Source organism: Thermogemmatispora carboxidivorans (assembly GCF_000702505.1).
In the GTDB taxonomy this organism is placed as follows: Bacteria; Chloroflexota; Ktedonobacteria; order Ktedonobacterales; family Ktedonobacteraceae; genus Thermogemmatispora; species Thermogemmatispora carboxidivorans.
The window spans coordinates 546851-571223 of the sequence record NZ_JNIM01000001.1 but is presented as its reverse complement, the minus strand read 5'-3'; the positions used below and the strand labels follow the sequence as shown (position 1 = coordinate 571223).

The 24373-nt window shown below is 59.1% G+C and carries 19 protein-coding genes and 1 tRNA gene; 6 read left to right on the top strand and 14 right to left on the bottom strand.

What is annotated here, in order from left to right; translation table 11 throughout:
• Nucleotides 1-79 precede the first annotated feature (79 nt).
• From N688_RS02225 to N688_RS02180, 10 genes are all read right to left on the bottom strand, one after another.
• A complete protein-coding gene (locus N688_RS02225) occupies nt 80-1486 on the bottom strand; it encodes a tetratricopeptide repeat protein (protein WP_052887762.1) in 1407 nt (468 codons plus the stop codon).
• A 68-nt stretch (nt 1487-1554) separates the two neighbouring features.
• Nucleotides 1555-2883 carry an efflux RND transporter periplasmic adaptor subunit gene (locus N688_RS02220; RefSeq protein WP_052887761.1) on the bottom strand — a complete coding sequence of 443 codons (1329 nt, stop codon included), beginning with the start codon at nt 2881-2883 and terminating at the stop codon, nt 1555-1557.
• A 3-nt stretch (nt 2884-2886) separates the two neighbouring features.
• Nucleotides 2887-4122, bottom strand: a complete 1236-nt coding sequence (locus tag N688_RS02215) for a lysylphosphatidylglycerol synthase transmembrane domain-containing protein (protein WP_238321058.1) — start codon at nt 4120-4122, stop codon at nt 2887-2889.
• Between the two features lie 16 nt (nt 4123-4138).
• Nucleotides 4139-5164 carry an NAD-dependent epimerase/dehydratase family protein gene (locus N688_RS02210; RefSeq protein WP_081838420.1) on the bottom strand — a complete coding sequence of 342 codons (1026 nt, stop codon included), beginning with the start codon at nt 5162-5164 and terminating at the stop codon, nt 4139-4141.
• 154 nt (nt 5165-5318) lie between these two features.
• Nucleotides 5319-6113, bottom strand: coding sequence for a class I SAM-dependent methyltransferase (locus N688_RS02205; RefSeq protein WP_052887759.1), 795 nt, complete (start codon nt 6111-6113; stop codon nt 5319-5321).
• Nucleotides 6110-7408 carry a glycosyltransferase gene (locus N688_RS02200; RefSeq protein WP_052887758.1) on the bottom strand — a complete coding sequence of 433 codons (1299 nt, stop codon included), beginning with the start codon at nt 7406-7408 and terminating at the stop codon, nt 6110-6112. The genes N688_RS02205 and N688_RS02200 overlap by 4 nt, the downstream gene beginning before the upstream one ends.
• Before the next feature lie 84 nt (nt 7409-7492).
• Nucleotides 7493-8479: a glycosyltransferase family 2 protein gene (locus tag N688_RS02195; protein WP_081838419.1), complete on the bottom strand. Its 987-nt coding sequence runs from the start codon at nt 8477-8479 to the stop codon at nt 7493-7495.
• A gap of 389 nt (nt 8480-8868) precedes the next feature.
• Nucleotides 8869-10059, bottom strand: coding sequence for an acetyl-CoA C-acetyltransferase (locus N688_RS02190; protein WP_052887756.1), 1191 nt, complete (start codon nt 10057-10059; stop codon nt 8869-8871).
• Between the two features lie 145 nt (nt 10060-10204).
• Complete coding sequence (locus tag N688_RS02185; protein ID WP_052887755.1) at nt 10205-11251, bottom strand: hypothetical protein; 1047 nt, start codon at nt 11249-11251, stop codon at nt 10205-10207.
• On the bottom strand, nt 11248-11871 hold the full coding sequence (locus N688_RS02180) for an RNA polymerase sigma factor (protein WP_052887754.1): 624 nt from the start codon (nt 11869-11871) through the stop codon (nt 11248-11250). Before N688_RS02180 ends, N688_RS02185 begins: the two co-directional genes overlap by 4 nt.
• 591 nt (nt 11872-12462) lie before the next feature.
• Between N688_RS02180 and N688_RS02170 the strand changes: the two genes are divergently transcribed.
• The 5 genes from N688_RS02170 to nfi all read left to right on the top strand — a co-directional run bounded on the left by N688_RS02170 (nt 12463) and on the right by nfi (nt 18946).
• Entirely contained in the window at nt 12463-13095 is a 633-nt protein-coding gene (locus N688_RS02170) for a HEPN domain-containing protein (RefSeq protein WP_052887752.1), read from the top strand.
• A 226-nt stretch (nt 13096-13321) separates the two neighbouring features.
• A complete protein-coding gene (gene ppdK / locus N688_RS02165; protein WP_162179613.1) occupies nt 13322-16069 on the top strand; it encodes a pyruvate, phosphate dikinase in 2748 nt (915 codons plus the stop codon).
• Between the two features lie 403 nt (nt 16070-16472).
• Nucleotides 16473-17180 carry a hypothetical protein gene (locus tag N688_RS02160; protein WP_052887751.1) on the top strand — a complete coding sequence of 236 codons (708 nt, stop codon included), beginning with the start codon at nt 16473-16475 and terminating at the stop codon, nt 17178-17180.
• A 230-nt stretch (nt 17181-17410) separates the two neighbouring features.
• Complete coding sequence (locus N688_RS02155; RefSeq protein WP_081838416.1) at nt 17411-18190, top strand: class I SAM-dependent DNA methyltransferase; 780 nt, start codon at nt 17411-17413, stop codon at nt 18188-18190.
• Nucleotides 18191-18193: 3 nt separating this feature from the next.
• Complete coding sequence (nfi, locus tag N688_RS02150; RefSeq protein WP_081838415.1) at nt 18194-18946, top strand: deoxyribonuclease V; 753 nt, start codon at nt 18194-18196, stop codon at nt 18944-18946.
• An 82-nt stretch (nt 18947-19028) separates the two neighbouring features.
• Here the strand turns inward: nfi and N688_RS02145 are convergent, their stop codons facing one another.
• From N688_RS02145 to mnmG, 4 genes are all read right to left on the bottom strand, one after another.
• On the bottom strand, nt 19029-20351 hold the full coding sequence (locus N688_RS02145) for a PAS domain-containing sensor histidine kinase (RefSeq protein ID WP_052887749.1): 1323 nt from the start codon (nt 20349-20351) through the stop codon (nt 19029-19031).
• Between the two features lie 15 nt (nt 20352-20366).
• The gene (locus tag N688_RS02140; RefSeq protein WP_052887748.1) at nt 20367-21050 is read right to left on the bottom strand and encodes a response regulator transcription factor; all 684 of its coding nucleotides are present in this window, start codon (nt 21048-21050) and stop codon (nt 20367-20369) included.
• Between the two features lie 28 nt (nt 21051-21078).
• Nucleotides 21079-21219 (bottom strand): hypothetical protein, encoded by a 141-nt coding sequence (locus N688_RS23095; RefSeq protein ID WP_162179472.1) that lies wholly within the window; start codon nt 21217-21219, stop codon nt 21079-21081.
• Between the two features lie 150 nt (nt 21220-21369).
• Complete coding sequence (gene mnmG / locus N688_RS02135) at nt 21370-23418, bottom strand: tRNA uridine-5-carboxymethylaminomethyl(34) synthesis enzyme MnmG (RefSeq protein ID WP_052887747.1); 2049 nt, start codon at nt 23416-23418, stop codon at nt 21370-21372.
• A gap of 521 nt (nt 23419-23939) precedes the next feature.
• On the opposite strand from mnmG, the gene N688_RS02130 reads away from it, so the two are divergent.
• Nucleotides 23940-24024 (top strand) — tRNA-Leu (locus N688_RS02130).
• The last annotated feature ends 349 nt before the right edge of the window (nt 24025-24373 follow it).

Here is a 24373-nt window from a genome sequence, read left to right as displayed (position 1 = left end):
GCACCCTACGACCATCCCTTCTTCCTTATTTGTTCATACATATCAATAGGTATTTGCTATTCTCAGCAACGAGTGCACTTTAGTGCAGACCAGAGAGCGCCTCTCGCGCCGTGTTATTGTGATAGTCGGGATCAAGCGCGAGCGCTAGTAGCAAAGCCTCCCGCCCCTGAACGGAGTGGCCTAACGCAATCTCCGCCAGACCTATATAGGTATAGGCAGACGAGCGGAGGTCATTATCGGCGGAGAGTGTGGACGCTCTTCCCATTTCAGCCAGGCAGTCTTGATAGTTACGAAGCTCGTAGTCAGCTCGTCCCAGAAGGTAGTGAGCATAGAGGCTATCTGGATTGACCTGCGCGAGCCGCCTCAGCCAGGCCCGAGCCATACTCAATCGGTGGTTCCGCTCCAGCGTATCCTCTGAGAGCGCTCCGGCAGGCCAGGCAGCCTCTACCAGCCCCTCCAGGGCCTCGCTGAGAGCAGCGGTTAGCCACGGCTCAGGAGGATCTTGCTGCCGCTGGGTATGCGCTAACCACTGTGGGAAAAGCAGCTGATAGGCCCGCAGGTAGGCACGTTGTTGCAGCAAAGAGAGAGCGGCAGCAAAGCTGATGGCCTCCCTTTGCGAGTAGGCCTCTAGCCCGAAGAAGGATTGACCGAGCTGCTCCTCATAGGTTACAGAGTCGACAGCCCCAGGGGCCAGCCAGCGTATTGTCTCTAACCGTTCGAGAGCCTGCTGATACTCACCGGAGGCGATGGCCAGGCCCGCCTGGTATGTAGCCAACAGAGACCAGAGTGGAGCGACGAGAGCTGGCAGCAGGCCCACTCCCAGCACTACCGTCACCCAGAGCGGGCGCCAGACACGGCCCCGGCTGCCTGTCCGAGACCTTACCTTACCGTCTGGTCGTCTAGGGCCTGGCTGCTGGTGCGGGAACCAAAGGCTCAGGCCAATCAAAGGAAGCAGAGCCCCCGGGCGAAGCTGATCCACCAATAAGACGGCGCGCCAGTGGAGTGCCGTCTTATCCAGAGCAAAAGGAGCTGTCACAGGGAGCCAGTCCCGGGGAAGATTGTAGCCCAAGTGACGCAGGATAAGCAGCGCTTCCAGCTTATGGTAAGCCAGCAGATCGCCCTGCTGAGTGTCGACAGCAATAAAGTGCAGCAAAAAGAGGCATAGTGGCAGTAGACAAGCGCTCCCCGCCAGACGATAGCGCCACAGGTCCTGACGAGCAACAGGTTTCAGAGTGCAGCTCAGACAGAGCAAAGCGGCCATGAAAGAGCCAGCCCCAACGCTTGTCAGTGCCGCTCCAATCGTACTGGGAGCTGCCACAGACCAGGCTGGCACCAGCGGCGTTTGCCAGGGAGAACATCCACCCTGCAAAGGGTCTGCTAGCCAGGGCAGGCCACTCGCTCCTAGCATCAAGAGGCAGGCCAGCAGGAATCTGCCACGATCAGCTTTCCACTCCAGCCAGGGCCACTGTTCCAACCACTGCGCCAAGCCAGCGAGTCTTTGGTATCTTATTGTCATATTCCATCCCTTCCCACGCTGATACCTCGGGCGAGTCATCAACTCTTCTCAATCCCTACTACACGTACCTCTTGTCCATCGCGAAGGTCAGCCAGCCCTACCAGAACGACCAGCTCTCCACGGCGCAAACCAAGATCAATAAAGATCTGGGTGAACGAGCGAGCAATCACGTGTACTGAGCGCAAATAAGCATGCTGCTGCTTCACAACAAAGACAGCTGGAGCCAGATCCAGATCGAGCACCGCCAGTCGCGGCAGTCCCAAGGCCCTCCCCTTTACAGCAAGGCGCACAAAGACATTCATGCCTGGCAAAAGAACCCCACTCCGATTATCCAGCACCACCCACACCTCGAAGGTATCGGTCTGTGGATCGGCACGCGGCACAATGGTCAGCACAGTGCCACTCAGAGTCGGCGTCGGTCCTGCGACAGTAAAGACCTCCGCTGACTGCCCTACATGGACCAATCCTAGAGCCTTCAACGGCAGTTTAGCGCGGACTATTACCCTCGATTGATCGCTGATTGTGAGCAAGGAAGCATTGGCCGAGAAGAACTGGCCGGCCACGACATGCACCGCTGTCACCACTCCCCTCAGCGGAGTCACAAGGCAGTTCCCTGAAAGGAGGGAAGAGGAACGAGCCTGTAAGGCTTCATATCTGCTTTTGGCTAGCGCATAGCGTTGACGCGCTTGCGCGATCGCCGTTGCATTGCCGCTGTTCATCACCTCCTGCAAGTAACTTTCCGCGGCAGTCAGCTCGTCCCGGGCCAGCTTTAGCTGCCCAGACAACTCAAGTGGATCAAGGCGCAACACAGCCTGCCCAGCGCTGACAGCGTCGCCCACCTTGACCAGCACGGTATCAACTTTGCCCCCGAAAGGCAGAGACAGCACAAGCTGCCTCTGGGGATAGACCAGACCTTCCCCTCCCAGGCTCTGATCATAGTCCTGGCTTTGAGCCTGATAAAGCACTACTTCCGGTACAGACGAGCGCACGAGGACCAGCCAGCCCACGAAGAGCAAGACGAAGAGGCCACAGCTCACAAGCATCAATCGTAAGCGGCGACTGCCCCGACGCCGCCAGGTTCCTGGCAGGACCCGCAAGCGCAGAGTTGTGGCTAGCCAGATCGGCTGCTGCGACAACTCCTCTGCATCCAACATTGGCAAAGATTGGGGGATGAAGGCCCGTCGCAGCTCCGGGACAGCGCCCGCATCGGATCTGGCGTGCCCGCCAGTTGCTGCCCCTCCTGTCGACTTTGGAAGGAGAGGCAGAACAACGGTGTCTTCCTCATCGTCGAAGCAAAAACGTACTTGAGAGGAAGGCATCCCGACGCCCGGCTTAAACTGGCGCCGTTTGGGCGGCTGCTGAGTCATTGCTTACTTCTCCTCCCTTCTCCGCAAGAGATAGACCAGCCAGCCCCCCAGCGCCAGAAGCACCCCCTGGGCATCCACACAGGCCGCCAGGAAGAGGGCTTTGCTCGCGGGCACGTGATAAAGAGCCAGGATGGCGACAAGGCTTCCCTCACGTATCCCCAGACCGTTGAATAAAGAGAGTGGGAGGGCGGCGGCGAGAGCTACCAGCGGAATGGCGACAAGGTAGCAAGGCAACGGCAGATGGATATCGAGGGCCAGGCCATAGCTATAGTAATTCAGCCCAGCCATAACCCAGAAACAGAGGCTGAAGCCCAGCGAAGGCAAGAAAGAAAACGGTTTGGCTACCACTGTTGTCAGAGCAGCAAGCCCAAGGCCCAGCTTCTTGCCGCAGAGGAGGCGAGGCAAGTCACCCGCTTGAGCAGGCCAGCCAGACCGCTGCCGCCTGCTGGCCAGCCTGCCAAGCACAAACAGGCACGCCAGAGCCAGCATGATCAGCAGACTAACGGCAGCGGCCAGAGCAGGTAAAGGAGCAGGCAGGAGCTGCCTCCAGATACAGAGCGCTCCCCCAAGCAGCAGGCTCAAGGCCAGCAAACCTAGTAAGCGAGCCAGAGCCAGGGTGGCTGCCGCCAGCGGATAGGAGCCGAGCGCTCGACCCGAGTAGAGCGCTTTGATGGCATCGCCCCCAATCCCTAGAGGGAGACAATGGCTGAACGCGAGACCGATCAGATAGAGCCTGATCAGCTCGGCCAGATCCAGCTGTCTCCCCTGGGCCAGTAACAAGGCACGCCACTGATAGGCGCTGATCACTACACAGAGCAGCCCCCCTGATCCCCCCAGCAGCAGGCAGGCACAGCTCACCTGGCTGCGCGCAAGCCCCGTCCAGCCCGCAGAAGCAACAAGAGTCTTCCCAAGCAACAAGCAGATGGCAGCCAGAGAGACAGCGCCCAGCACCAGCGTCCCCAAAGCGTGTCGCCAACCAGGTCCCCCACCCAGGGCAGACCTCGCAAAGCACCCCCTCTTTCCAGCCTCCTTGCCCCGGAAGAGCCAGCCTCTGGATGGCACAGAGACAGAGGAACCATCGGCTGCCGCTCCTGTACAATCAACAGGGGAAGGTAGGGAAGTCTCCTTCTCCAGCGGGCATAGCCTGACACGCGCTAATCTCCTCGCCGACGAGGGGCGAGGTGGGAACGGCGGTGCCGTCCCCACCCCTTTGTGAGGATAACAAGCAATGGAAAGCATGGGGGATGGTGGTCTCCTACTTATCATCGTCACTCCCCCCCAGCAGCTGGCTCGCAGAGCCAAAAGGCCAGCCGAGATAGGACCGAGAAGCCAGGCTGCGAGCATACGAGATCACATAATCTAACTCACGCTTCAATCCCTCGCGCAGCCCCACCCGCGGAGAGAAGCCCAGAACACAGCTGGCCTGTGAAATGTCTGCGAAGGTATCATGGGCTTCACCGCGCTGCTCATCGAGAAACTTCACCGGCAGAGGCATGCCACTCATCTCTTCGAGCAGATCGAGGACCTCGCGAATGCTGACCCGAGTGCCCCCTGCAATATTAAAGGCCAGGCCCACCGCTGCCGGGACAGCCGCCGCCAGCAAATTTGCCTCTATAACATCATCGACATAGGTCACATCTCGCGTCTGGAGACCATCACCGTAAACAAGAGCCGGTTGCTGGTTGATCAGCGCACAGCAGAAGCGGTAGAAGGCCATATCGGGCCGCTGGCGAGGGCCATAAACGGTAAAGTAGCGGAGAATGACCACCGGCAGACCACAGTTACGATGATAGAGCATACACAACTGCTCAGTGGTAACCTTGGTCACTCCATAGGGCGAGACAGGTCGCAAGGGAGCCGCCTCTTTCACCGGCAAGCAGGTCGCCTCACCATAGACGGATGAAGAGGAGGCGCAAACGAAACGTCGCACGTTCCCTGCGCGGACAGCTGCCTCCAGCAAGCGCTGGGTTGCCAACACATTGGCATCAACATAGCGCACAAACTCATTACCCCATCCCTGGCGTACCCCAGCCTGAGCAGCAAGGTGAAACACCCAGTCCACACCATCCAGGAGTGAGACCAGAGGCAGCCGGAGCAGGTCGCCCTCGATAAAGTCGAAACGACTGGATCTTGAAATCCCTTCGATATTCCGCTCCTTGATCTGGCGTGGATAGCAATCGGTAAAAGCATCGATACCGCAGACCTCATGTCCCTCAGCCAGCAGGCGCTCAGCTAGATGGGACCCAATAAAACCAGCTACACCAGTAATAAGGCAGCGCATATGTTTACCTCCACCACATGTTTTTTGCCTGTAAAACGATCTAAAAACCACTCAACACGACAGAATTTCCACCAATATTGAGAGAACGGCTAAGAGATTGATGTTGCCTCGCGCCAGAGCATATACTGCCCGCCTGGCATCGACTTCTGGTCATTCAGCACCTCACTGCCAGAAAAGCCAACTCGCTTCCAACCCGCGGCAGGCAGCGAGAAGAGAGGCGAATGAGGGGAAGAAAGAGAGGGCCAAACAGAGCGAAGCAGGGGCCACGCAAGCGACCACTCCCGAATAACCCTGCTAGCAGCCAGGCACAGAGGGACCAGCAATACATCAGGTTGAGGGGGTCCCGTGAGTCGTCTCTAAGCACGCGGAAGCCGCTGGCTTCGAGCAGGGCATAGATCTCTGAGAGGGCATAGCCGGAGCGGACATGACCATCCTCCTGTTCGGCAGCGGGGAGCACCTTGCGGCGTGCGGAAGGGACTTGCAGCACCAGGAGGCCCCCGGGGCGCAGTACAGCGGCAATCTGCCGAAGCAAAGCGAGATCATCGACAATATGTTCCAGCACTGCCAGGCAACAAACTCCATCGAACGACCCTAGCCCCAGCTCGGTCAGCTGGCAGACATCAGCCGCCAGAAAGCGCACCTGATCCAAACTAGCACGAGCCGCCAAAGCTGCGGCGCGCTCAACCCGTCGTGGGTCGCGCTCGATCCCGACCACCCTGGCGCCACAAGCGGCCAGGCGCAACGTCAGATCACCGATGCCACAGCCGAGATCTAGCCAGCGCTCTCCTCTCACGCTGTAGCCACGCAGCACCGAGCGCAGCAGATCGAGACGGATCGTCTTGCCAAGCGGCGGCTCCAGCAGCGTCAGGTAGAGATGCATCAACCAGCGAGGTAGCCCCAACTCTTCCGCAGCCGCCTCGGCGAAAAGGTCGCGCAAATAGCGCTTCATCGGGAGCACCTCCTCACCTCGCCGGCAATCACGTCAGCATAGAGGCACTGTTGCTGTCTCACAAAGGAGGGCCAGCTCCAGCGTTCGGCGGCAAAACGCCTGGCGGCAGAGGCTAGGGCACGCGCGTAAGTCGAATTCTCCAGGAGGAAGAGCGTACCAGCAGCCAGACCCTCTGGCGTTGGCGGTACCAGCAGGGCCACCTCGGCGTTAAGGACCTGCGTATGGGCTACAATCGAAGTGGCCAGCAGGGGTTTGCCAGACTGCAAGTAGCTTGCCAGCTTCAGCGGCATGTTTGTCCCTGTGCAGCGCGGGCTCACTAGAATGGTGGCCTGCTCCAGAGCAGCGGCCATCTCAGAAGGTGGCCGCTGGCCAAGGAACTCCACACACTCCTCGATCCCCAGGCGACCACAGAGCGCTTGCAAAGCCGCCACTTGATCCTGTCGTCCGCCAATAATCCGGTAACGGACGGTAGGGCAGCGCTGCCGTACCATGACAGCACTCTTTAGCAGTAACTCAATTCCCTGGTAGCGCTCAAGGGTGCCAGTATAGAGGAGTAAGGGCGCCACCTCCGGAGAGGCCGATCGAGCGTCAGGTTGCTTCACGACAAGCCTGGTTTTTTCGCGGGCTGCAGTTAGAGCAGCTGGCTCGCTCGACTCACCTCCGGTCGCTGCTACATCGACCTGCCGTAGACAAGCTCCCTTCGCGCTCCCCCCATCCACAGGCGGCAGGTCATCCGGCAAGGCCACGTTCTCTATCACATAGATCTTGCCATGAGCGCCCATCCGCCAGGCTTCCCGCTCCAGAGCAGGGCAAATCGCCACCACGGCAGTGGCATGGCGGAGGATCCAGACCTGCAGACAATGCAGGCTCCAGAGCAGCCAGCGCTTGTGCTCATGTCCCAGGCAGGCAGCCTGCTGAGCCAGCTGAGAATGCATATAATAGACATGCCGACAGCGGAAGAGCGCCGCGAGGACAACACCGAAGACGCCAGCTTCTTCATGCGTGCAAATGCAGTCATAGCGCTGAGAACAAAGCCGCCCACAAGCCCACAGAAAGAGCAGCAGGTCGAAGAGGAGCTTGGCGAGCGAGGGGCCAACAGGTACCTCGCGCACAAAAGGTAGGCTGGGAATGCGCCAGATGCGCAGGCCAGGCAGCGCTACTGGCTCCCCAAGCGGATAGGTCACCAGGTCTGCTCGATAGCCCAGCTCGCTCAGGGCACGCAATTGGGCGTAAACACTGAAAGGCACTCCGCGGGGGACAAAAAAGGGTTGAGGAGCAATCACCAAGATCTTCATTTCGTACTACCTACTTCTTCCCTCAAGCAACTTCTCCACAAACATCAGACGGGTGAGACGCGAGCAGTCAATCTAGTCCAGACATTACCAGCATTCACGGTGCTCTGCGCCCGAGACAAGGCAGCGCACCACATAAGGCCGCTTGTTCTGAGACTCATAGTAGGTACGCATCAGCATCTCTGCCAGGAGGCTCAGCTGAAGCGACAGGAGGCCGAAGCAGCAAAAGCCGAGCGCACCTAAGAGCAAAGACCCCGACCAGAAGGCCGCCCGCGATCTACCAGCTAGCAAGACAAGGATCAGGACAAGCGGCAGAAAGGCTAGGCCAAGGACAAGCGCCAGCAGCCCCGGCAGGCCCAGCAGCTGCTGAGGACGAGTGGCAAAGCTCCTGTAGAACTTCAAGAGCAAGAGATCAAGAAGCACCCTTAGTGTGCGGTCTAGACCATAGTGCGAACGCCCGGCATAGCGAGGATAGTGCCTTACTTCAACCTCAGCAACGCGCGCGCCAGCCAGAGCCGCATAGGCCGCTAGAAAGCGATGCATCTCTCCATAGAGGGGAACATGGGCAAAGACCGCACGGCGATAGACCTTCAGTGTGCAACCGAGATCGTGGATGGGAATGCCAGTGATCCTGGCAACGAGAAAATTGGCCAGACGAGAGAGCAGGCAACGTAGCCAACCATCCCCCCGCCGCTTCCGCCGCCAGCCACTGACCAGATCATACCCCTCTTCTAGCTTGCTGAGCAGCCGCGGGATATCGGCAGGATCATTCTGAAGGTCAGCATCGAGCAGAATCAGCACCTCTCCTCTACTGTGAGCCACCCCAGCAGCCAGCGCCGCTGTCTGCCCAAAATTGCGGCTTAACCCCACCACTCTTACATGGAGGTCAGCCCCAGCCAGTTGCTCTAAGACAGAGAGACTACCGTCAGTACTACCATCATCGACATAAACGACCTCATACTGCTGATGCATACTAGACATAACATCTCGAATTCTCCGATGCAGAAGCGCCAGGTTTCCCGCCTCATTGTGGACAGGAATAATCAACGATAAAGAGTTAGCTTGTTTAAGCATGTTATATGATACAACCTTCCAGTTTTTATTTTTCCTTGCATCTGTTTTTAACGATTCACTTCGAAGGAGGTAACTCTTTCTCTTGTCTTTATTCGATATTGATAATTTTAAATGTAAAGTTTCCATTGTTATAACAAAGGACGCTTGAAAGGTGGAGAGGGAGGGTAGCAAGAAATTAAGCATTGCAGTGATGAAAAGGGGAGAGCAGAAGGGGGAATCGCCCCAGTGGAGGCAGGTCTTTACCGGTCTCAGAGGGGGTATAGCCAGATCAAGCAGTCTGACTAGCTAACGCTCCTCCTGCTCCTCGCCCATCCTGGTCCTGGTGGTTGAGCCGCCAGGGTGAACGAGGAGCGGAGAGCGGACAACAGGCAGGCTGGCGCTGGTGCCGTTCACGAGACCTCAACAGCCAGAGCCACAGCGCCGCCGCCGCCCAGGCAGAGTGTCGCCAGGCCCCGCCCGCCGCCACGGCGTCGCAATTCATAGATGAGGGTAATCAAGATGCGCGAACCGCTAGAGCCAATAGGATGGCCAAGGGCGATCGCCCCCCCATTCACATTGACCCGGTTCCAGTCCCAACCAAGGTCTTTCCCATTGGCCAGTGTTTGAGCGGCAAAAGCCTCATTGACCTCGATCAAATCAAAGTCGCTCAACTGCAAGCCGGTCAGCTCCAGTAGCCGCTTAACAGCGCGCGTTGGGGCCGCAAAGATATAGCGCGGCGTAATGGCAGCCGAGGCATAGCCAATCACGCGCGCCAGCACGGGCAAGCCCTGCTCACGAGCAAGGGTTTGCTCGACCACCACCATCGCCGAGGCTCCATCGCTGAGGCCAGGAGCGTTACCCGCTGTGACCGTGCCCTGCTCCTGGAAGGCCGGCTTAAGCCTGGCCAGGGCCTCCAGCGAAGTATCCGAGCGAATCGGCTCATCGCTTGCAACGAAGAGACTGGTGCCCTTCTGCTTGACCTCGATCGGAACAACCTCTTCTTTGAAGCGGCCAGCGGCTGTAGCTGCCGCGGCCTTCTGATGGCTGGCGAGTGCGAACCGATCTTGCTCCTCGCGAGAGATCTCAAAGGCCTCGGCAATGATCTCCGCCTCGTTCCCCATATGCACATGCTCGAAGGCACACCAGAGGCCATCATGAACCACGCCATCCACCAGCTCAGCATGGCCCATACGGTAGCCAGTGCGCGCTTTCGGTAAGAGATAGGGCGCATTCGACATACTCTCCATGCCGCCGGCGACAAAGGCGCGCCCATCGCCCGCCCGAATGGCCTGCGCCGCCAGCATCACAGCCTTGAGGCCAGACCCACAAACCTTGTTGACAGTGAAGGCAGGAATCTCAACCGGCAAGCCAGCCCCGATCGCCGCCTGGCGCGCTGGGGCCTGGCCCAGGCCCGCCGAGACTACATTGCCCATAATAACTTCATCGATGGTTTCGACAGCGATGCCCGAACGGTGCACCGCCTCCTTGATCGCGATCGCCCCCAGCTGTGGGGCCGTAAAGCTTGCAAGCGCCCCTAAGAATTTCCCCGTCGGGGTGCGTGCCGCGCCGACAATCACAGGCACTGGTTCTGCTGTTGCCATGATGCTTGCTCCTGCTGCCAGTGCAGCCTCTCGAATAGCTTCATCGCTGGAACAGCCACCCTACAGAAGGCCCTGCTGCTCCTTCGTTCTCCCATTGTAGCTTCCACTCGCGAGGCGATGCAAGCAAGCAAGAACGGAAGAGAGGCTAAGGCTCAGCGGGAAGGTGGCCCGGCAGAAAGTCCGAGGGAGGATGCATGTCCCAGAGGCGCTCGGAGACCTGGTCTTCCGTCAGCAAGCGCAGGCTGTCATACACCGGCTGACCCTGTTGAGCACCATCGGCATACAGGAGGTTGACCGGATGGTAGTGCTGATCCAGCAACAAAATATAGTTACTGGGCAGCCAGATACGGTAGACTGTTTGTCCTTGTAATCGACTTTGACCAAGATAGTGGGCCCTACCCTGCTGAAGATCGCGGCGCAACTGCCCAAGATCAAAGGCCGTGTCCTGGACAGTCCATTGAGCAGGATTCCACTGCACCACGTGATGCATCATGTCCAACCCAAGAACCATTTTCCCATCGCTGATCAGCACCACATCCAGCTGACCAGGCATGGTGGCCTCCACGTGCAGCTCACCGGTCCCCAGGTTATGATAGGTTTCGACTCGGTATGGTAGTCCTTCATCGCTCGCCTTGATTTGACGATGATAGAGGACATAGCCACTCCAGGAGAGTCCTGCAGGCAAGGCAAACGCCTGCGACGGTTGCCAGATGGTGCTTAGCCCCAGGGAGGCCCCCAGGACCAGCAGCACCAGGGCCGCTACTGCCGGCAAGAGCCAGAGACGGCGACGCACGGAAGCGCGACGGACTGGGGATCGCAGAGCCGCCAGGCGCCGCTGAGTACGAGACACCTCGGCCCGCTCGTGGAACTCCCCTGCCTGCTTCTCCCGGGAGAGACTGGCTGCTGACCCCCAACGCGCCGCAATCGCCTGATAGACAGCCCGCTCAACGCGCGCTGAGGGGCGTGTTTGCTCCAGGTTGCTACGCAGCAGTTGCGTCACCTGGTTCAAGAGACGATAGGTCTGTAGGCAGGATGAGCAATCGTAGACATGCTCCAGCACCGCCTGCGCTTGCTCAAAGCTTAAGTCATCGAGCACGGCCAGGTAGAGCTGGACAGTTTCGCAGACCTGCCGTCCGCGCTCATGAGCCGCAGGCAACGGCGGCAGATCAGATTCGTGCCTCGCCTCACTCATCGCTGGCGCTCCTCCCCCTTCAGATGTTCTCGCTCGATTCGTATGTAACGTTCGATAAACATCTTTTTTGCCCGAGATATACGTGTTGCGGCAGCATTGGGGGAGATTCCGATGATGGTAGCAACCTCCTGATAGGGTAGGCCCTGAACAGCGCTCAGCATGAGAACGATCGCATAGTCCAGCGGCATCGCCGCCAGCGCAGCACGGATATGCTCACGCTCTACGATTTCGGGGATGCCTCCGCTATCAGCCAGCAACAGAGCAAACTCCTCAGAGATCGAGCCTTCATCATGGTCGCCCTGATGGCTCAGGGAGAGAGGCCACCAGGCAATACGTTTCCGTCTGCGCAAGAGGTCTACGCAGAGATTCGTCGCAATGCGATAGAGCCAGGCGCTCAGGTTTTCACGGTCATGCAGGTGATCCCAGGCCAGGCAGGCACGGATAAAGACCTCCTGCGTCATATCATCGGCGTCCTCACGGTTCCCCAAGAGATGATAAATATAGGAGTGAATTGGCCGACTGAACCGCTCATAGAGCCTGCTTAAGGCCAGGGCGCTCTCAGCATTAGCAACAGTTTCAGGGCCGGCTCTTTGCGAATGCGCAGGCGTTTTCTCTGTCATGCTGACATGTACTCTTTCTCTCCGGGCCTCTGCGACAGCAGCGACATCAGCGTTACCAGCAGTTACTGCGCCCTCGCCACCTTCACTAACCTTACTAAAAGCATGCATTTGTATACCTAGTATAGCAGGAACGCCCGGTGAATAGAACATGCCAGTAGGTGCTGAGGAGATGCTCCCCGCTCATCAGGCCCACTACTTTGCCGCAGCGCTCATCGAGAGCCACCGCCTCGCTCTCTCCCTCTCCCTCTCACGAGTCAACAGGCCAGCTTTTGCAGCCAGTTTTTCCAGATCAGTTCGCTTCTCACCGGTCGAGGTCCAGCACCAGGCGGGGGAGAGAGGGGACAAGAGCAGCAGGAATGGCTCAGCAGGGGGACTGTCGGCGGCCACTCTCGCTCTTCGCTATCAATCATCGGTGAAGCTGCATTGACACCACGCGCTGACAGGACTAATATAGAGGAGAAACACACAGAGGTATCGATAAGCGGAAAGCCTGGTACGTTACGGGCAAGGGACAGGTCGTTTGAGCTAAGAGAACAAGCCGCCCGGGGCGCTCGCTGGCCCCTGGGCAGGCACCGGGGAGAGCTTACTCAGATGTCAGAGCGCCACACAGCGGGTGACGCCCCTCAACCACATGAGTCTGAGGAGGATCTGGAGCGGCTGCTGCTGGAAGGCGTCAGCCCGCAGCAGTCGGAGCAGGCTCCTCCCTCCCACACCAGGGAAGAGGACAGCTCAACGCCAGCCGCCAGAGGAACGGGGCGCGAGAGCGAAGGAGATGGAGCGGAAGCGGAGGCAGAAGACGAAGAGGAGACAGAGACCATGCAGTCTGCAAGAGGCGACTTGCAGGGGGCTCTGGCTCTGTTCGCCGAGGCCGCCCAGGACATGGCCACCGCAAGCCTGGAGCTGAACCTCGGTCGGCATTTCGCCTGCGTCGATTACTGTAACCAGGTGGCTGAGAAAGCCGCCCAGGCCGTGAGCCTGCTCCTCTTCGGACGTCGTTCCCCTTATAACCATGATCTGCGAGCCTTGGGCGAGCGCGTCGGCGCACCGACGGAGATCCTGCACGATATGGAGGCTCTCACTCCTTTCCATCCCGAAACCTTTTATGCCGACACGCCCCCCGAGGAGGCCGATGAGGTCATTAGCGCCTCCGAGGCCAACGACCATGTACAGCGTGCCCGCCGTGTCTTGCGCTGGGCCAGGGGAAGAATCTTTACCAGCGCCTGATCGACCAGCCGACTGAACACGCGCCTTCTCCAGCGCAATCCAGCGGCGCGGGTCAGCGCCGACCCGGTTGCTTGCAGCGCTACGTCCTACCCATCCTCTATGAGGAGGATTCCCCTGGCGTCGTGCTTCGGCTTCTATAGATCCTGAGTATTCTATCAACTGGGAGGAGTATTTCGTGACGCAAGCAATCACAGGAGGGCAGCCCCAGGGAACGCCCTTTGAAGAGGTGGTCAAGCAATCGCCGCGCAAGTGGGTCTATTTGTTCACTGAAGGCAGTGCCAGCATGCGCGACTTGCTCGGCGGCAAGGGGGCAGGCGTCGCCGAGATGACCAAGGCTGGCTTGCCGGTTCCTCCAGGCTTCACTATCACGACTGAAGCCTGTAATGCCTACTACGAGGCTGGAAAACAGTTCCCACCAAGGATGTGGGAACAGGCCCTGGCCGCTCTGCGTATCGTCGAGCAGCAGACCGGCAAAACCTTTGGCGATCGCCATAATCCTCTGCTCGTCTCCGTGCGCTCGGGCGCGAAGTTCTCAATGCCAGGCATGATGGATACCGTGCTGAACCTGGGCCTCAATGATGAGACGGTTCAGGGTCTGGTAGAGCAAACCGGCGATGAGCGCTTCGCTTACGATGCCTACCGGCGTTTTATCCAGATGTTCAGCAAGATCGTGCTCGATGCCGACCCCCGCGAGTTTGAGCAGAAGCTCGATGAGTATAAGGAGCGCACGGGAGCCAAGAGCGACGCAGAGCTGCCGGCTTCAGCTCTCAAGGAACTGGTAGCCGAATTTAAGCAGATCGCCGAACGCCAGTCCGGTCAGCCCTTCCCCACCGACGTCTACGAGCAGCTCAAAGGCGCTATCGAGGCGGTCTTCGCCTCCTGGAACAATAAGCGGGCCATCGATTACCGCAACTTCAATAAGATCCCTCACAATTTGGGCACCGCTGTCAATGTGCAGAGCATGGTCTTTGGCAATATGGGCAATGACAGCGGTACCGGCGTGGCCTTCACACGCAACCCCAGCACCGGTGAGAAGGAGCTGTACGGCGAGTACCTGCTCAACGCTCAGGGCGAGGATGTGGTGGCTGGCATCCGCACGCCTTCGAAGATCAGCCGCCTGAAGGAGGAGCTGCCTCAGGTCTACGAGCAGTTCCAGGAGATCGCTCGCCGTCTGGAGCGACACTATCGCGATATGCAGGATATGGAGTTTACGGTGGAGCGTGGCCGGCTCTATATGCTGCAGACACGCTCGGGCAAGCGCTCAGCCAGGGCGGCGGTGAAGATCGCCGTGGACATGGTCGAGGAAGGGCTGATCAGCGAGGAGGAGGCCATCCGCCGCTCCGATCCAACCCAGATCTATCAGCTGCTGCTGCCGCGTTTTGATGAGGAAGCGAAGGCCCGCGCTCATCAGGAGGGGCGTTTTCTGGCCCGCGGCTTGAATGCTTCACCCGGTGCTGCCGCGGGTAAAGCGGTCTTCGACGCCGACCGCGCTGAGGAGTTGGGAAAGGCCGGCGTGCCGGTGGTCCTGGTTCGCCCAGAGACCAGCCCCGACGACGTCCACGGAATGCTCGTCTCTAAGGGTATCTTGACGGCCCGTGGCGGCGCTACCAGCCATGCCGCGGTGGTGGCCCGCGGCCTGGGTCTCCCATGTGTCGCCGGCTGTGAGGGAATCCGCGTCTACGAGGAGGAGAAGCTCTTCCGCGTGGTCGGCAGCGATGTGGTCATCCGTGAGGGCGATGAGATCTCCATCGATGGCGACACCGGCGAGGTCTTTGCCGGAGTGATTCCCACGGTGGAGCCGGACTTCGAAAAGGAGACCGAGCTGCAGAAGCTCCTGAACTGGGCGGACCGCATCCGTAAGCTGGGGGTCTGGGCCAACGCCGACTACCCCCGCGATGCTCAGCGCGCGGTAACGTTCGGCGCCGAGGGTATCGGCCTCTGCCGCACCGAGCATATGTTTATGGAGCAGGAGCGCCTGCCCATCGTTCAGAAGATGATCCTGGCGAAGACCCCCGAGGAGCGACAGGCCGCCCTCGACCAGCTGCTGCCTTTCCAGCGTGGCGATTTCATCGGGATCTTCGAGACGATGGTCAATCCGCGCACCGGGGAGTGTTATCCGGTGGTGATCCGCCTGATCGATCCGCCGCTTCACGAGTTCTTGCCAAACTATGAGGAGCTGCTGGTCGAGGTGACGCGCCTGGAGGCCACTGGCGCCAATCCAGAGGCGCTCAAGGAGAAAAAGGCCCTGCTCGATGCCGTGGCCGCGATGCGCGAGATGAACCCGATGCTCGGCCTGCGCGGCTGTCGCCTGGGCTTGCTCTACCCAGAGATTACCATTATGCAGACGCGCGCCATCCTGGAGGCCGCTCTGGAGGTAGCGCGTAAGACCGGGAAGAAGCCCCAGGTGAAAATCATGATCCCGCTGGTCGGGCATGTGAACGAGCTGCGCGAGGTACGCCGCCAGCTTGAGGCCGTGGCCAAAGAGATTACGGCAGAGGCTGGCTCTGCGGTCGAGTATAAGTTTGGTACGATGATCGAGTTGCCGCGCGCCGCACTGACCGCCGATCAGATCGCGACGGTGGCCGACTTCTTCAGCTTCGGTACCAACGATCTGACGCAGACAACCTTTGGCTTCAGCCGCGACGATGCCGAAGGCAAGTTCTTGATGAAGTACGTCGACGGTCTGGAGGCCCCTGGCTTGCCCGAAAAGGTGAAGATCTTGCCAGTGAACCCCTTCCAGACAATCGACCGCGATGGCGTGGGTCAGCTGGTCCGTACGGCGGCTGAGAAGGGACGCGCCTCCAATCCACAGATTGAGCTGGGAATCTGTGGCGAGCACGGCGGCGATCCGAGCAGCATCGAGTTCTTCCATCAGGTTGGCCTCGATTATGTGAGCTGCTCGCCCTTCCGGGTGCCAGTGGCTCGCTTGGCCGCCGCTCAGGCCGCTTTGAGCAAGTCCGAAAAGGATAAATAAGGAGACCAGGCCCGGGCCAGTCACCTTCGTCCCGTTGGGCGTCTGGCTTGCGGGTTGCTTTCGAAGGCGTGTAGCTTTAGGAAAGCGGGCAATTCCTTCTGACGCTCCCCAATCCCTGAGCTGGGAGCGGTGAGGAATTGCCCTCTTTTCTTGGCTTCGTGGTCTGCGCAAGCGCGCTGCTGGCCGCAGGAAGAAAGTGTACTCCTCTTGTCGTCCCGCTTGCTCAGGTAGGCACCTGTGGAGGTCAGGACAAGCCACTACAGATTACAGATCGAAAAACCACTGTTGTGGTCTTGCCAAATATGTCCTGGTTCATTATACTTATCTTGCCCTACAAGGAGAGGCTTGATCGAACGTCTACTACTAGCTATCTGGCTCATCAGGAGCAGGGGGATAAGGTTCGATGCAGTCAGATCCTCAGCAACAGAATCAGCCTGAGCAGTCATCACTCGCTTCTCCGTGGCCTTCTGCCGCGCCAGGACCGCAGCCCTGGTTCGGCGCAGCGAACATGGTGCCTCCGACCTGGTTTCCCCCACCACCAGCGACGGCTTTTCCCTCCGGCATGGGTATGGTGCCCTTTCCGCCCTATGGCGGTCCCGCGCCGCTCCCAACACCATTACCAGCTCCTCCGGCTCCGCGTTCAACCCGTCAGCAACCGTGGTGGCTACCGCTGGCCATCACCTTCTTCATCGTAGCCAGTCTGGCCAGCTGCGGCCTCGCCACCTTCCTTGCCTACCAGCAGACCAGTCAGCTTCTCAGCCAGAGCCTCAGACAGAACGTCTCGCCAGCCACGCTTGAAACGGCCCACCGCACGGTCGTGCAGAATTATTACACGGCTATCCAGCAGCAGCAGTATCAATTAGCCTATATCGAGCTGGCAAGCGACGCCACAGTGCAGGGGCAGCATCTGGACCTGAATGGCTATCTTCAGCTCGCGCGCGCGCAAGATCAGCGCTTCGGCAAGGTCTCGGACTTCTCAGTCGATGACCAGGACCCCTACCATTTCACTGTCACGGTCTGGCGCGACCTGGCAATCTATGATGTTCATCTGACGTTCGCCACGCAGGCCCTGCCCACTCTCGATCGCATCAGCTCGGCAGATGGGATTTAGCCTTTCCCCGTTCCAGAGACGCTTCTTGTAGAAGATCTCACCAGGATGGTCCGCCGGCAGCAGGCCGGCAGGCCAGCAGAGAGGTCATGGCAGCTCCTTCCTTGTGAACCTCCTTGCCCTGGCCAGATCCTCTTTTTCCCCTCTTGCGGCTCTTTTGCTCCCGTGCTATCATCGGGAGAGTATTCTAGAGGCCAGCGCCCATCGCCGAGCTATGCGGAGCGGATCTTCTTATGCAAAGAGATACTGTGAACGATTACGATACCATTGCAGCTTTTTACGATATCGAGCATACCCACTTCCTGGAGGACCTGGACCTCTATCGGGACTTTGCCGAGCTATGCGGCCCCTACGGTCCTTTGCTGGAGGTGGCCTGCGGCAGCGGTCGCCTGCTTCTACCACTGGCGCGCGAAGGCTATGAGCTGACCGGGGTCGACATCTCGGCCAGGATGCTGGAACGCGCACGCCAGCGGCTGATCCAGGAGGGCCTTCTGTCACGAGTGACACTGGTGCAGCAGGATATGCGCGCCTTACATCTAGAGCAGCGCTTTCGACTGGCTTTTATCGCGCTCGGCTCCTTCGCCCACCTGACCACCCGCAAAGATCAGCAGCAAGCGCTGGCCCTGTTACGCGCTCACCTGGTGACCGGCGCCACACTCATCCTTGATCTCAGCAACGCCGATGCTCGCGCGATGGAAAATCTGAGTGGGCAGCTTCTGCATCAGGGGACCTGGACATGCGAGGACGGTAGCCTGTTGACCCATTTTGTTTCTCCTTCCGCGTCCAACACCCGCCACATGCTGGAGCTGGTCCATTTCTATGACCAGTACTGCCAGGGGGAAACGGTGCGGCGCACCGTTACACGCACCACTTTTTACCTCTTCGAGCGCAGTGAGCTGGAATTGATGCTAGAGCAGGCGGGTTTTGCCATCAAGGATGTCTACGGCAATTATGAGATGGCCCCCTACGAACTGCAAAGCCCGCGCATGATCTTCATTGCGGAGGCACGATAGCCCATGCGAGCAGTACACCCCCTGCATGAGTGGAACCTGCAGCCAGAGCAGGCCATCGCTCTGCAGAAAGAGCTTGCCAGCCGGGTGATTCGCGAGGATCGCCTGCCGTCTCAGATCCAGCATATTGCTGGCGTCGACTTGGCGATCAATGAAAACAATGGTCTGGCGCGCGCCGCCGCCGTTCTTCTCTCTTACCCTTCCCTGGAGCTGGAGGAGCAACATGTCTACGAGGAGCCAGTACGCATGGAGTATATCCCGGGCTTGCTCTCATTTCGCGAGCTGCCTTGCGTGCTGGGAGCACTCAATCTGCTGCGACAGGAGCCGGATCTGATCATGGTTGACGGCCAGGGAATCGCTCATCCGCGCCGATTGGGCATCGCTTCCCACCTGGGCCTCTGGCTGGATCTCCCCACAATTGGATGCGCTAAATCGGTCCTGCGCGGCCACTACAACGAGCAGGAGCTAGGCGCAACAGCCGGCTCTTGGGTTCCTCTGCTCGATCATGGAGAGATCATCGGCGCTGCCGTGCGGACGCGCGAGCACGTCAAGCCAATGATCATATCTATCGGTCACCGGATCAGCCTGGAGACAAGCATCCGCTACGCCCTCTCCTGCTGTCGCGGTTATCGCCTGCCCGAGCCAACGCGCCTGGCCGATCGGCTCTCAAAGAATAACGCCTATCGAGAGCCAGCCAGCAGACCCAAGGAGGGACAGGATACAGCAAACGGAGCCGTTCAGGATTCGCTTTGGCAGTAAGCGCCCTCTGGCCTGCCTGCCACCTGCACCTCCCCCCGCCTCATCTAGAGCAGCGAACAGTGTGGTGGACCTCTTGGCCCAGTTAGCCGCCTTTGCCTCTCTCTTCTCCTGGCGCTGGTTCGCGATAGAGAGGGAGAGTGAAATAGAAGGTGGTACCCCGATTAGGGACTGTTTCAAACCAGATCTTACCTCCATGCTGTTCAATGATGAGGCGGGCAATCGTCAGCCCCAGCCCATAGCCCCCCATGCGGGACTGCATGCTGTGCGTGGCCTGATAGAAGCGTTCAAAGACATGAGGCTGATCTTCGGGTGCAATACCAAAGCCAGTGTCTTTCACGGAGAGCAGCGCCATCTGAGGATCATCGGGATCGGGACGGGCGCGTAGAACCACTGTTCCCCCCGGTGGGGTGAACTTAATGGCGTTCCCCAGCAGGTTAGAGAGTACCTGCTTAAGACGCTGCGGATCAGCATGCAGGAGCGGAGCGGGCAGCTCTATCTCCTTGCTCATGACGATCTCAGCCTTGCGCGCCAGCGGTAACAAGCTCTCCAGAACCTGTTGAGAGAGGACCTCAACGTTCACCTGCTGGAGCCGAACCTCAAAGTGCCCAGCATCGGAGCGCGCCATGAAGAGGACATCCTCGGCTAGCGAGAGTAGTTGCTGCAACGCCTCGCTGGCGTAGCCCAGGTACTCGCGCTGGGTATCGTTCAACGGCCCCATCTGCCCGCGCAAGAGCAGCTCGATAAACCCATGCACGGAGTTGAGCGGCGTACGAAGCTCATGCGAGACCATCGATACAAAGTGCTCTCGCATGCGATTGGCCATCTTGAGGGCAGAGACATCGCGCGCCAGGAAGAAGACATAGGGTTCATTGGCGGCTTCGATAGGGGTGACACTGACCGAGGCTTCCCAACCCTGCACAGTCTCGGGACCGAGAATGATTTCCTCGTTGGCCAGCGGCTGCCCTCCCTGCAAGACACGCACCAGCGGACAGCCAGAGGTTCCACAGAGCGGCATATGGTCCAGGTTGCGACACCTGAGAACCTGGGCACAGCCCTGGCCAATGGTGGCAGCTACTTCCCAGTTTAAGAGAGCCGCCGCTGCAGGATTGAAGGCCCGGAGACGAAAGCAGCTGTCCAGGAGAAAGGCGACATCAGTCGTGGCAGCCAGCGCCTTCCCAGCACAGTCCGCCAACAGCTCCATCTCCGCCCGGCTCTCCTGCTCGGGCGGATGCCGCTCACGCACCACTTTCTTCCTACTTGCCGTTTCCTCCTGCGTACGCGCTTGCTCCTCAGATAACGACTGATCAGGCTGGTCAACGCCGTCAACGTTGTGTACCTGCCGGATTTCGGCCCTGGCAGGCGCACGCTCCTTCACCCGAGAGCGGCGAGAGACCGATTTCACCACGTTCCCCCCTTTTCCTTACTTGCTGACAAACTTATATCCGATACGACGCACAGAAATAATATGGCGCGGATGAGCGGCATCCGGCTCTAATTTTTTGCGCAAACGGCCAATGTAAACATCAACAATATTACTATTATTCTCATTATCATTCCAGACTGAAGAGAGAAGCTGATCGCGGCTGACTACTTGATCGGGGCAGCTCATCAGGATGCGCAAGACCTGCATCTCGGTGCGGGTCAATGGCACTTTGACGCGATCATTGATCACTACCTGTAGCTCAGCCGGGAATAGCTCGATTGGACCAACGCGGATACTTTGACCCTCATTGCGTTTGCTGCGCTTGATGCGACGCAGTACAGCCTGGACGCGCGCGACCAGCTCCTGGTGATCGAAAGGCTTACAAATATAGTCATCAGCCCCAATATGAAAGCCTTTGAGCTTAGACTCCATGCTATCCTGGGCGGTCATGAAGATCAGAGGAATATCGTACCCCTCCGCTCGCAACCTGGCAGTAAACTCGAAACCGCTCTGATAGGGCATGGCAATGTCGAGAATCAACAGGTCAGGCTCGCGCTTCTGGATCATCTGCATAGCCCCGCGAGGGTTGTCCGTGACTTCAACTTCGTAGCCTTCCTGTTTCAAGGCAAACTGCACCAGTGCAGTTGTAAACTGGCTATCATCAACCACAAGGATATACACAGTTCTTCCCCTCTTCAGCACATAGTGCTCAGCCGCCGGGAACGGGGAAGGTCCGCAGTCCATCCAGCTTTGGGCTGCGCTCTGCCTCACGGCCCGGCAGGATGAGCATGCTGTTCGGACACATCGCTATAGAAGCAAAGGAGCGTAGTAGCCTAAGCAGTAGCCGCATGCCATGCCTCCTTGCATCCCTCTCCAGGCCAGGATAACCGACGGTCGTCTCTCCTTACCACGGCCCATCAACAATGCGCCAGAGGATGATCACGGTTCTCCTCCCTCTGTGCTTTGCCCTCGCCCCCTGCCTTGCTGGCCGGGGCCCCTACTACGAGACAGCCTTTGTCGCCGCGCGTAGCTTCTCCACATAGACCATCAGAATAGCGATATCCGCCGGTGTGACTCCCTCAATACGTGAGGCCTGTCCAACCGTGCGTGGGCGCAAGCGGGCCAGCTTCTGCCGCGCTTCCGTCCGTAAGTGGGGAATGCTCTGATAATCAAGATTCTCGGGAATCAGGAGTCCCTCAAGACGCTGAGCCTGCCGAACCAATTGCTGCTGTTTTTGAACATAATATTCGTACTTAACCTGTAGTTCCACCTCTTGCGCGATATCAGGAGAGAGCGCGGGTAAAGGTGGCGCTGTGTGCGTGCGCTCCTCATTCTGGAAGGCAAGGCGGGTCAGTTCAGCGACCTGCCCATAGTGCACCTCGGGGCGCCGCAACAAATCGCGAGCCGAGGTCATCTGACCAAGCGGAGCGATGCCCACCTCGCGCGCAGCAGACTCTACACGGCGCGACGAAGTCAAGATCACCTTGCTCAGGCGTCCCAGGGTCTGCTCAATCTGCTCGCGCTTGTGCAGCACTTGTGCATAGCGTTGTTCATCGATGAGGCCCAGGCGATAGGCGTAGTCGCTCAGGCGCAGATCAGCGCTATCGGCGCGCAGGAGGAGGCGATACTCGGCTTGCGAAGTATGCAGGCGATAGGGTTCGCTGAGAGGACGAGTTACCAGGTCATCGATGAGGACGCCGATATAGGCTTCGTGTCGGCCCAGGACGAAGCCCGACTCACCGCGGGCATAGAGAGCGGCATTGATGCCGGCCATCATCCCCTGGGCTGCCGCCTCCTCATAGCCAGAGGTGCCGTTGATCTGACCAGCCAGAAAGAGGCCGGCTACGGCCCGCGTCTGCAGGGTCGGTGTGAGCTGATAGGGGGGAACATAATCGTATTCGACAGCGTATCCAAAGCGAACAATCTCCACCCGCTCCAGGGCCGGAATAGAGCGCAGCATGGCCAGCTGCACATCCTCGGGGAGGCTGGTATTCATTCCCTGCACATAGACCTCGCCCGTGCGCCAACCCTCCGGCTCCAAAAAGACCTGATGGGAGGCCTTTTCAGCGAAACGTACCACCTTATCCTCGATCGAGGGACAATAGCGGGGTCCGATGCCTTCGATGAGGCCATTGAAGAGCGGAGAGCGATGCAGGTTGGAGCGAATCACTTCATGGGTGCGCTCGTTGGTGCGCACCAGATAGCAGGGCAACTGCGGACGCCAGCCGTGCAGGTCCTCATCGGTAACCGGATAGACCGGATGAGGCCGCCCGCCTGGCAGCTGCACATCGGCTCGGGCCGCCTCATCCCAGGAGAAATAGAGGGGAACGCGGCTGCCCGGCTGCGGCTCGGTCTTGCTGAAATCGATGGTGCGCGCATCGATGCGTGGCGGTGTCCCGGTTTTGAAACGGCGCACCTCCAGGCCAAAGGCCCGTAGCGAGTCGGCGACTCCCAGTGAGGGACCTTCGCCAGCGCGTCCGCCTGGCTGGGTCTTCTCGCCTACCACGAGGCGCCCGTTGAGGAAGGTGCCCGTTGTCAGCACAACCGCTTTCGCCTCATACTGCCAGCCAGTACTGGTCACGACCCCACGAATAGCCGGGCGCCCATCTTGCCCCTGCTCATAGAGAAAGTGCGTGATCGTCGCTTGCTTCAGATCAAGATGAGGCTGAGCTTCTAATGCAAATTTCATCGCCAGGCGATAGGCCTGCTTGTCACATTGAGCGCGCAGGGCCTGGACTGCTGGCCCTTTGCCAGTGTTGAGTAAGCGGATCTGAATGAAGGTGCGATCCGTGTTGCGCCCAACTTCGCCGCCAAGGGCATCGATTTCCTTGATCAGGTGCCCTTTCGCTGGTCCTCCCATTGAGGGATTGCAGGGCATGAGCGCAATGCTGTCCAGGTTCATGGTGAGCAGAAGTGTCTTACGGCCCATGCGCGCGCTGGCCAGTGCGGCCTCGCAGCCAGCATGCCCTGCTCCAACCACGATCACCTCATACGTGCCTCGCTGTTGCCCTTCAGCAGAAAGACTATGAGTGCCTGCTTCGTTTGTCATTTGTTGCGTTCCGCCCACTTACATGTCATGTACATGTATAACGATCACTCTGGTATTATGCCGCAGATAAAAAGGCACGTCAATACAGCCACCGCCGCCTTTGACAAATTGCCCCTCAAGCTGCTCGCTAGAAACGTATCGGCTCAGCTTCCCTCTAGCCGAAGGTGGTCCCAGGGGAAGATTCTGCCCCTGCGTCCTGACAGGGGCCAATCACCATCAGTAAGTGTGGCCATGATCTTCACGCTTCCCGCCCTGCTGAGCAAAGAGAGCTGAGCTGGCGGTCTGGATCGATGAAGCCGCAGATTACTCGCCAGTTGCAACGGTGGAAGCTGACTTGTCCTCTCCCCCAAGATCTGCTAGAATTGCACTGGGATCTGTAGCATTGCAGAGCTTAAGGTCAACCACGAGGCCGTGCCCCACTCTCGTGCAGGGTGGGACAGAAGGCCGGCGCTGAGTAGTCTTCAGACGCCGAACCGGATAGGTGCTACAGATGCCCGCCACCTGGTCAGCCAGGAGACAATGGGGCGATGGCGAAATGGTAGACGCAGGGGACTTAAAATCCCCTGGGGTGAGACCCCCGTGTGGGTTCGAGTCCCACTCGCCCCACCTGTTCCTTCTTCCCGCTCCACACCGCTCCCCAGGCCCACTGAGTCCTTTTCCCCACCAGCTCACCCCAGGGCACCTTTGTCCCTCAGATCGACCCTTTTGACCCTGATCCCCTGGGCTACACAGCCCTCCCAAAACCCAAAGCTAACACACTCCCCTGAGTCAGCTAACTTCTTGATCGTCGCATCAACTTGCGTCCCCTCTCTTGCTGCCTTCTTCGAGACTTCTGTACCCGCTCCCCAGAGCAGGAAGCAACTGGTCCGCTTCTCATCTCTCCTGTCACCAGCCTCGGTCTGCCAGCCTCCACCAGCTACCTCGCCGCCTGCATCTACCCGGCCCCTCCTTGCTG

Coding starts and splice junctions, on each gene's coding strand:
- N688_RS02160 (WP_052887751.1), top strand. CDS start 16,473: ATGCAGTCAGATCCTCAGCAACAGAATCAGCCTGAGCAGTCATCACTC.
- N688_RS02210 (WP_081838420.1), bottom strand. CDS start 5,164: ATGCGCTGCCTTATTACTGGTGTAGCTGGTTTTATTGGGTCCCATCTA.
- N688_RS02215 (WP_238321058.1), bottom strand. CDS start 4,122: ATGCTTTCCATTGCTTGTTATCCTCACAAAGGGGTGGGGACGGCACCG.
- nfi (WP_081838415.1), top strand. CDS start 18,194: ATGCGAGCAGTACACCCCCTGCATGAGTGGAACCTGCAGCCAGAGCAG.
- N688_RS02155 (WP_081838416.1), top strand. CDS start 17,411: ATGCAAAGAGATACTGTGAACGATTACGATACCATTGCAGCTTTTTAC.
- N688_RS02180 (WP_052887754.1), bottom strand. CDS start 11,871: ATGACAGAGAAAACGCCTGCGCATTCGCAAAGAGCCGGCCCTGAAACT.
- N688_RS02205 (WP_052887759.1), bottom strand. CDS start 6,113: ATGAAGCGCTATTTGCGCGACCTTTTCGCCGAGGCGGCTGCGGAAGAG.
- N688_RS02185 (WP_052887755.1), bottom strand. CDS start 11,251: ATGAGTGAGGCGAGGCACGAATCTGATCTGCCGCCGTTGCCTGCGGCT.
- N688_RS02220 (WP_052887761.1), bottom strand. CDS start 2,883: ATGACTCAGCAGCCGCCCAAACGGCGCCAGTTTAAGCCGGGCGTCGGG.
- N688_RS02200 (WP_052887758.1), bottom strand. CDS start 7,408: ATGAAGATCTTGGTGATTGCTCCTCAACCCTTTTTTGTCCCCCGCGGA.
- mnmG (WP_052887747.1), bottom strand. CDS start 23,418: ATGACAAACGAAGCAGGCACTCATAGTCTTTCTGCTGAAGGGCAACAG.
- N688_RS23095 (WP_162179472.1), bottom strand. CDS start 21,219: ATGCGGCTACTGCTTAGGCTACTACGCTCCTTTGCTTCTATAGCGATG.
- N688_RS02170 (WP_052887752.1), top strand. CDS start 12,463: ATGTCAGAGCGCCACACAGCGGGTGACGCCCCTCAACCACATGAGTCT.
- N688_RS02190 (WP_052887756.1), bottom strand. CDS start 10,059: ATGGCAACAGCAGAACCAGTGCCTGTGATTGTCGGCGCGGCACGCACC.
- N688_RS02195 (WP_081838419.1), bottom strand. CDS start 8,479: ATGCTTAAACAAGCTAACTCTTTATCGTTGATTATTCCTGTCCACAAT.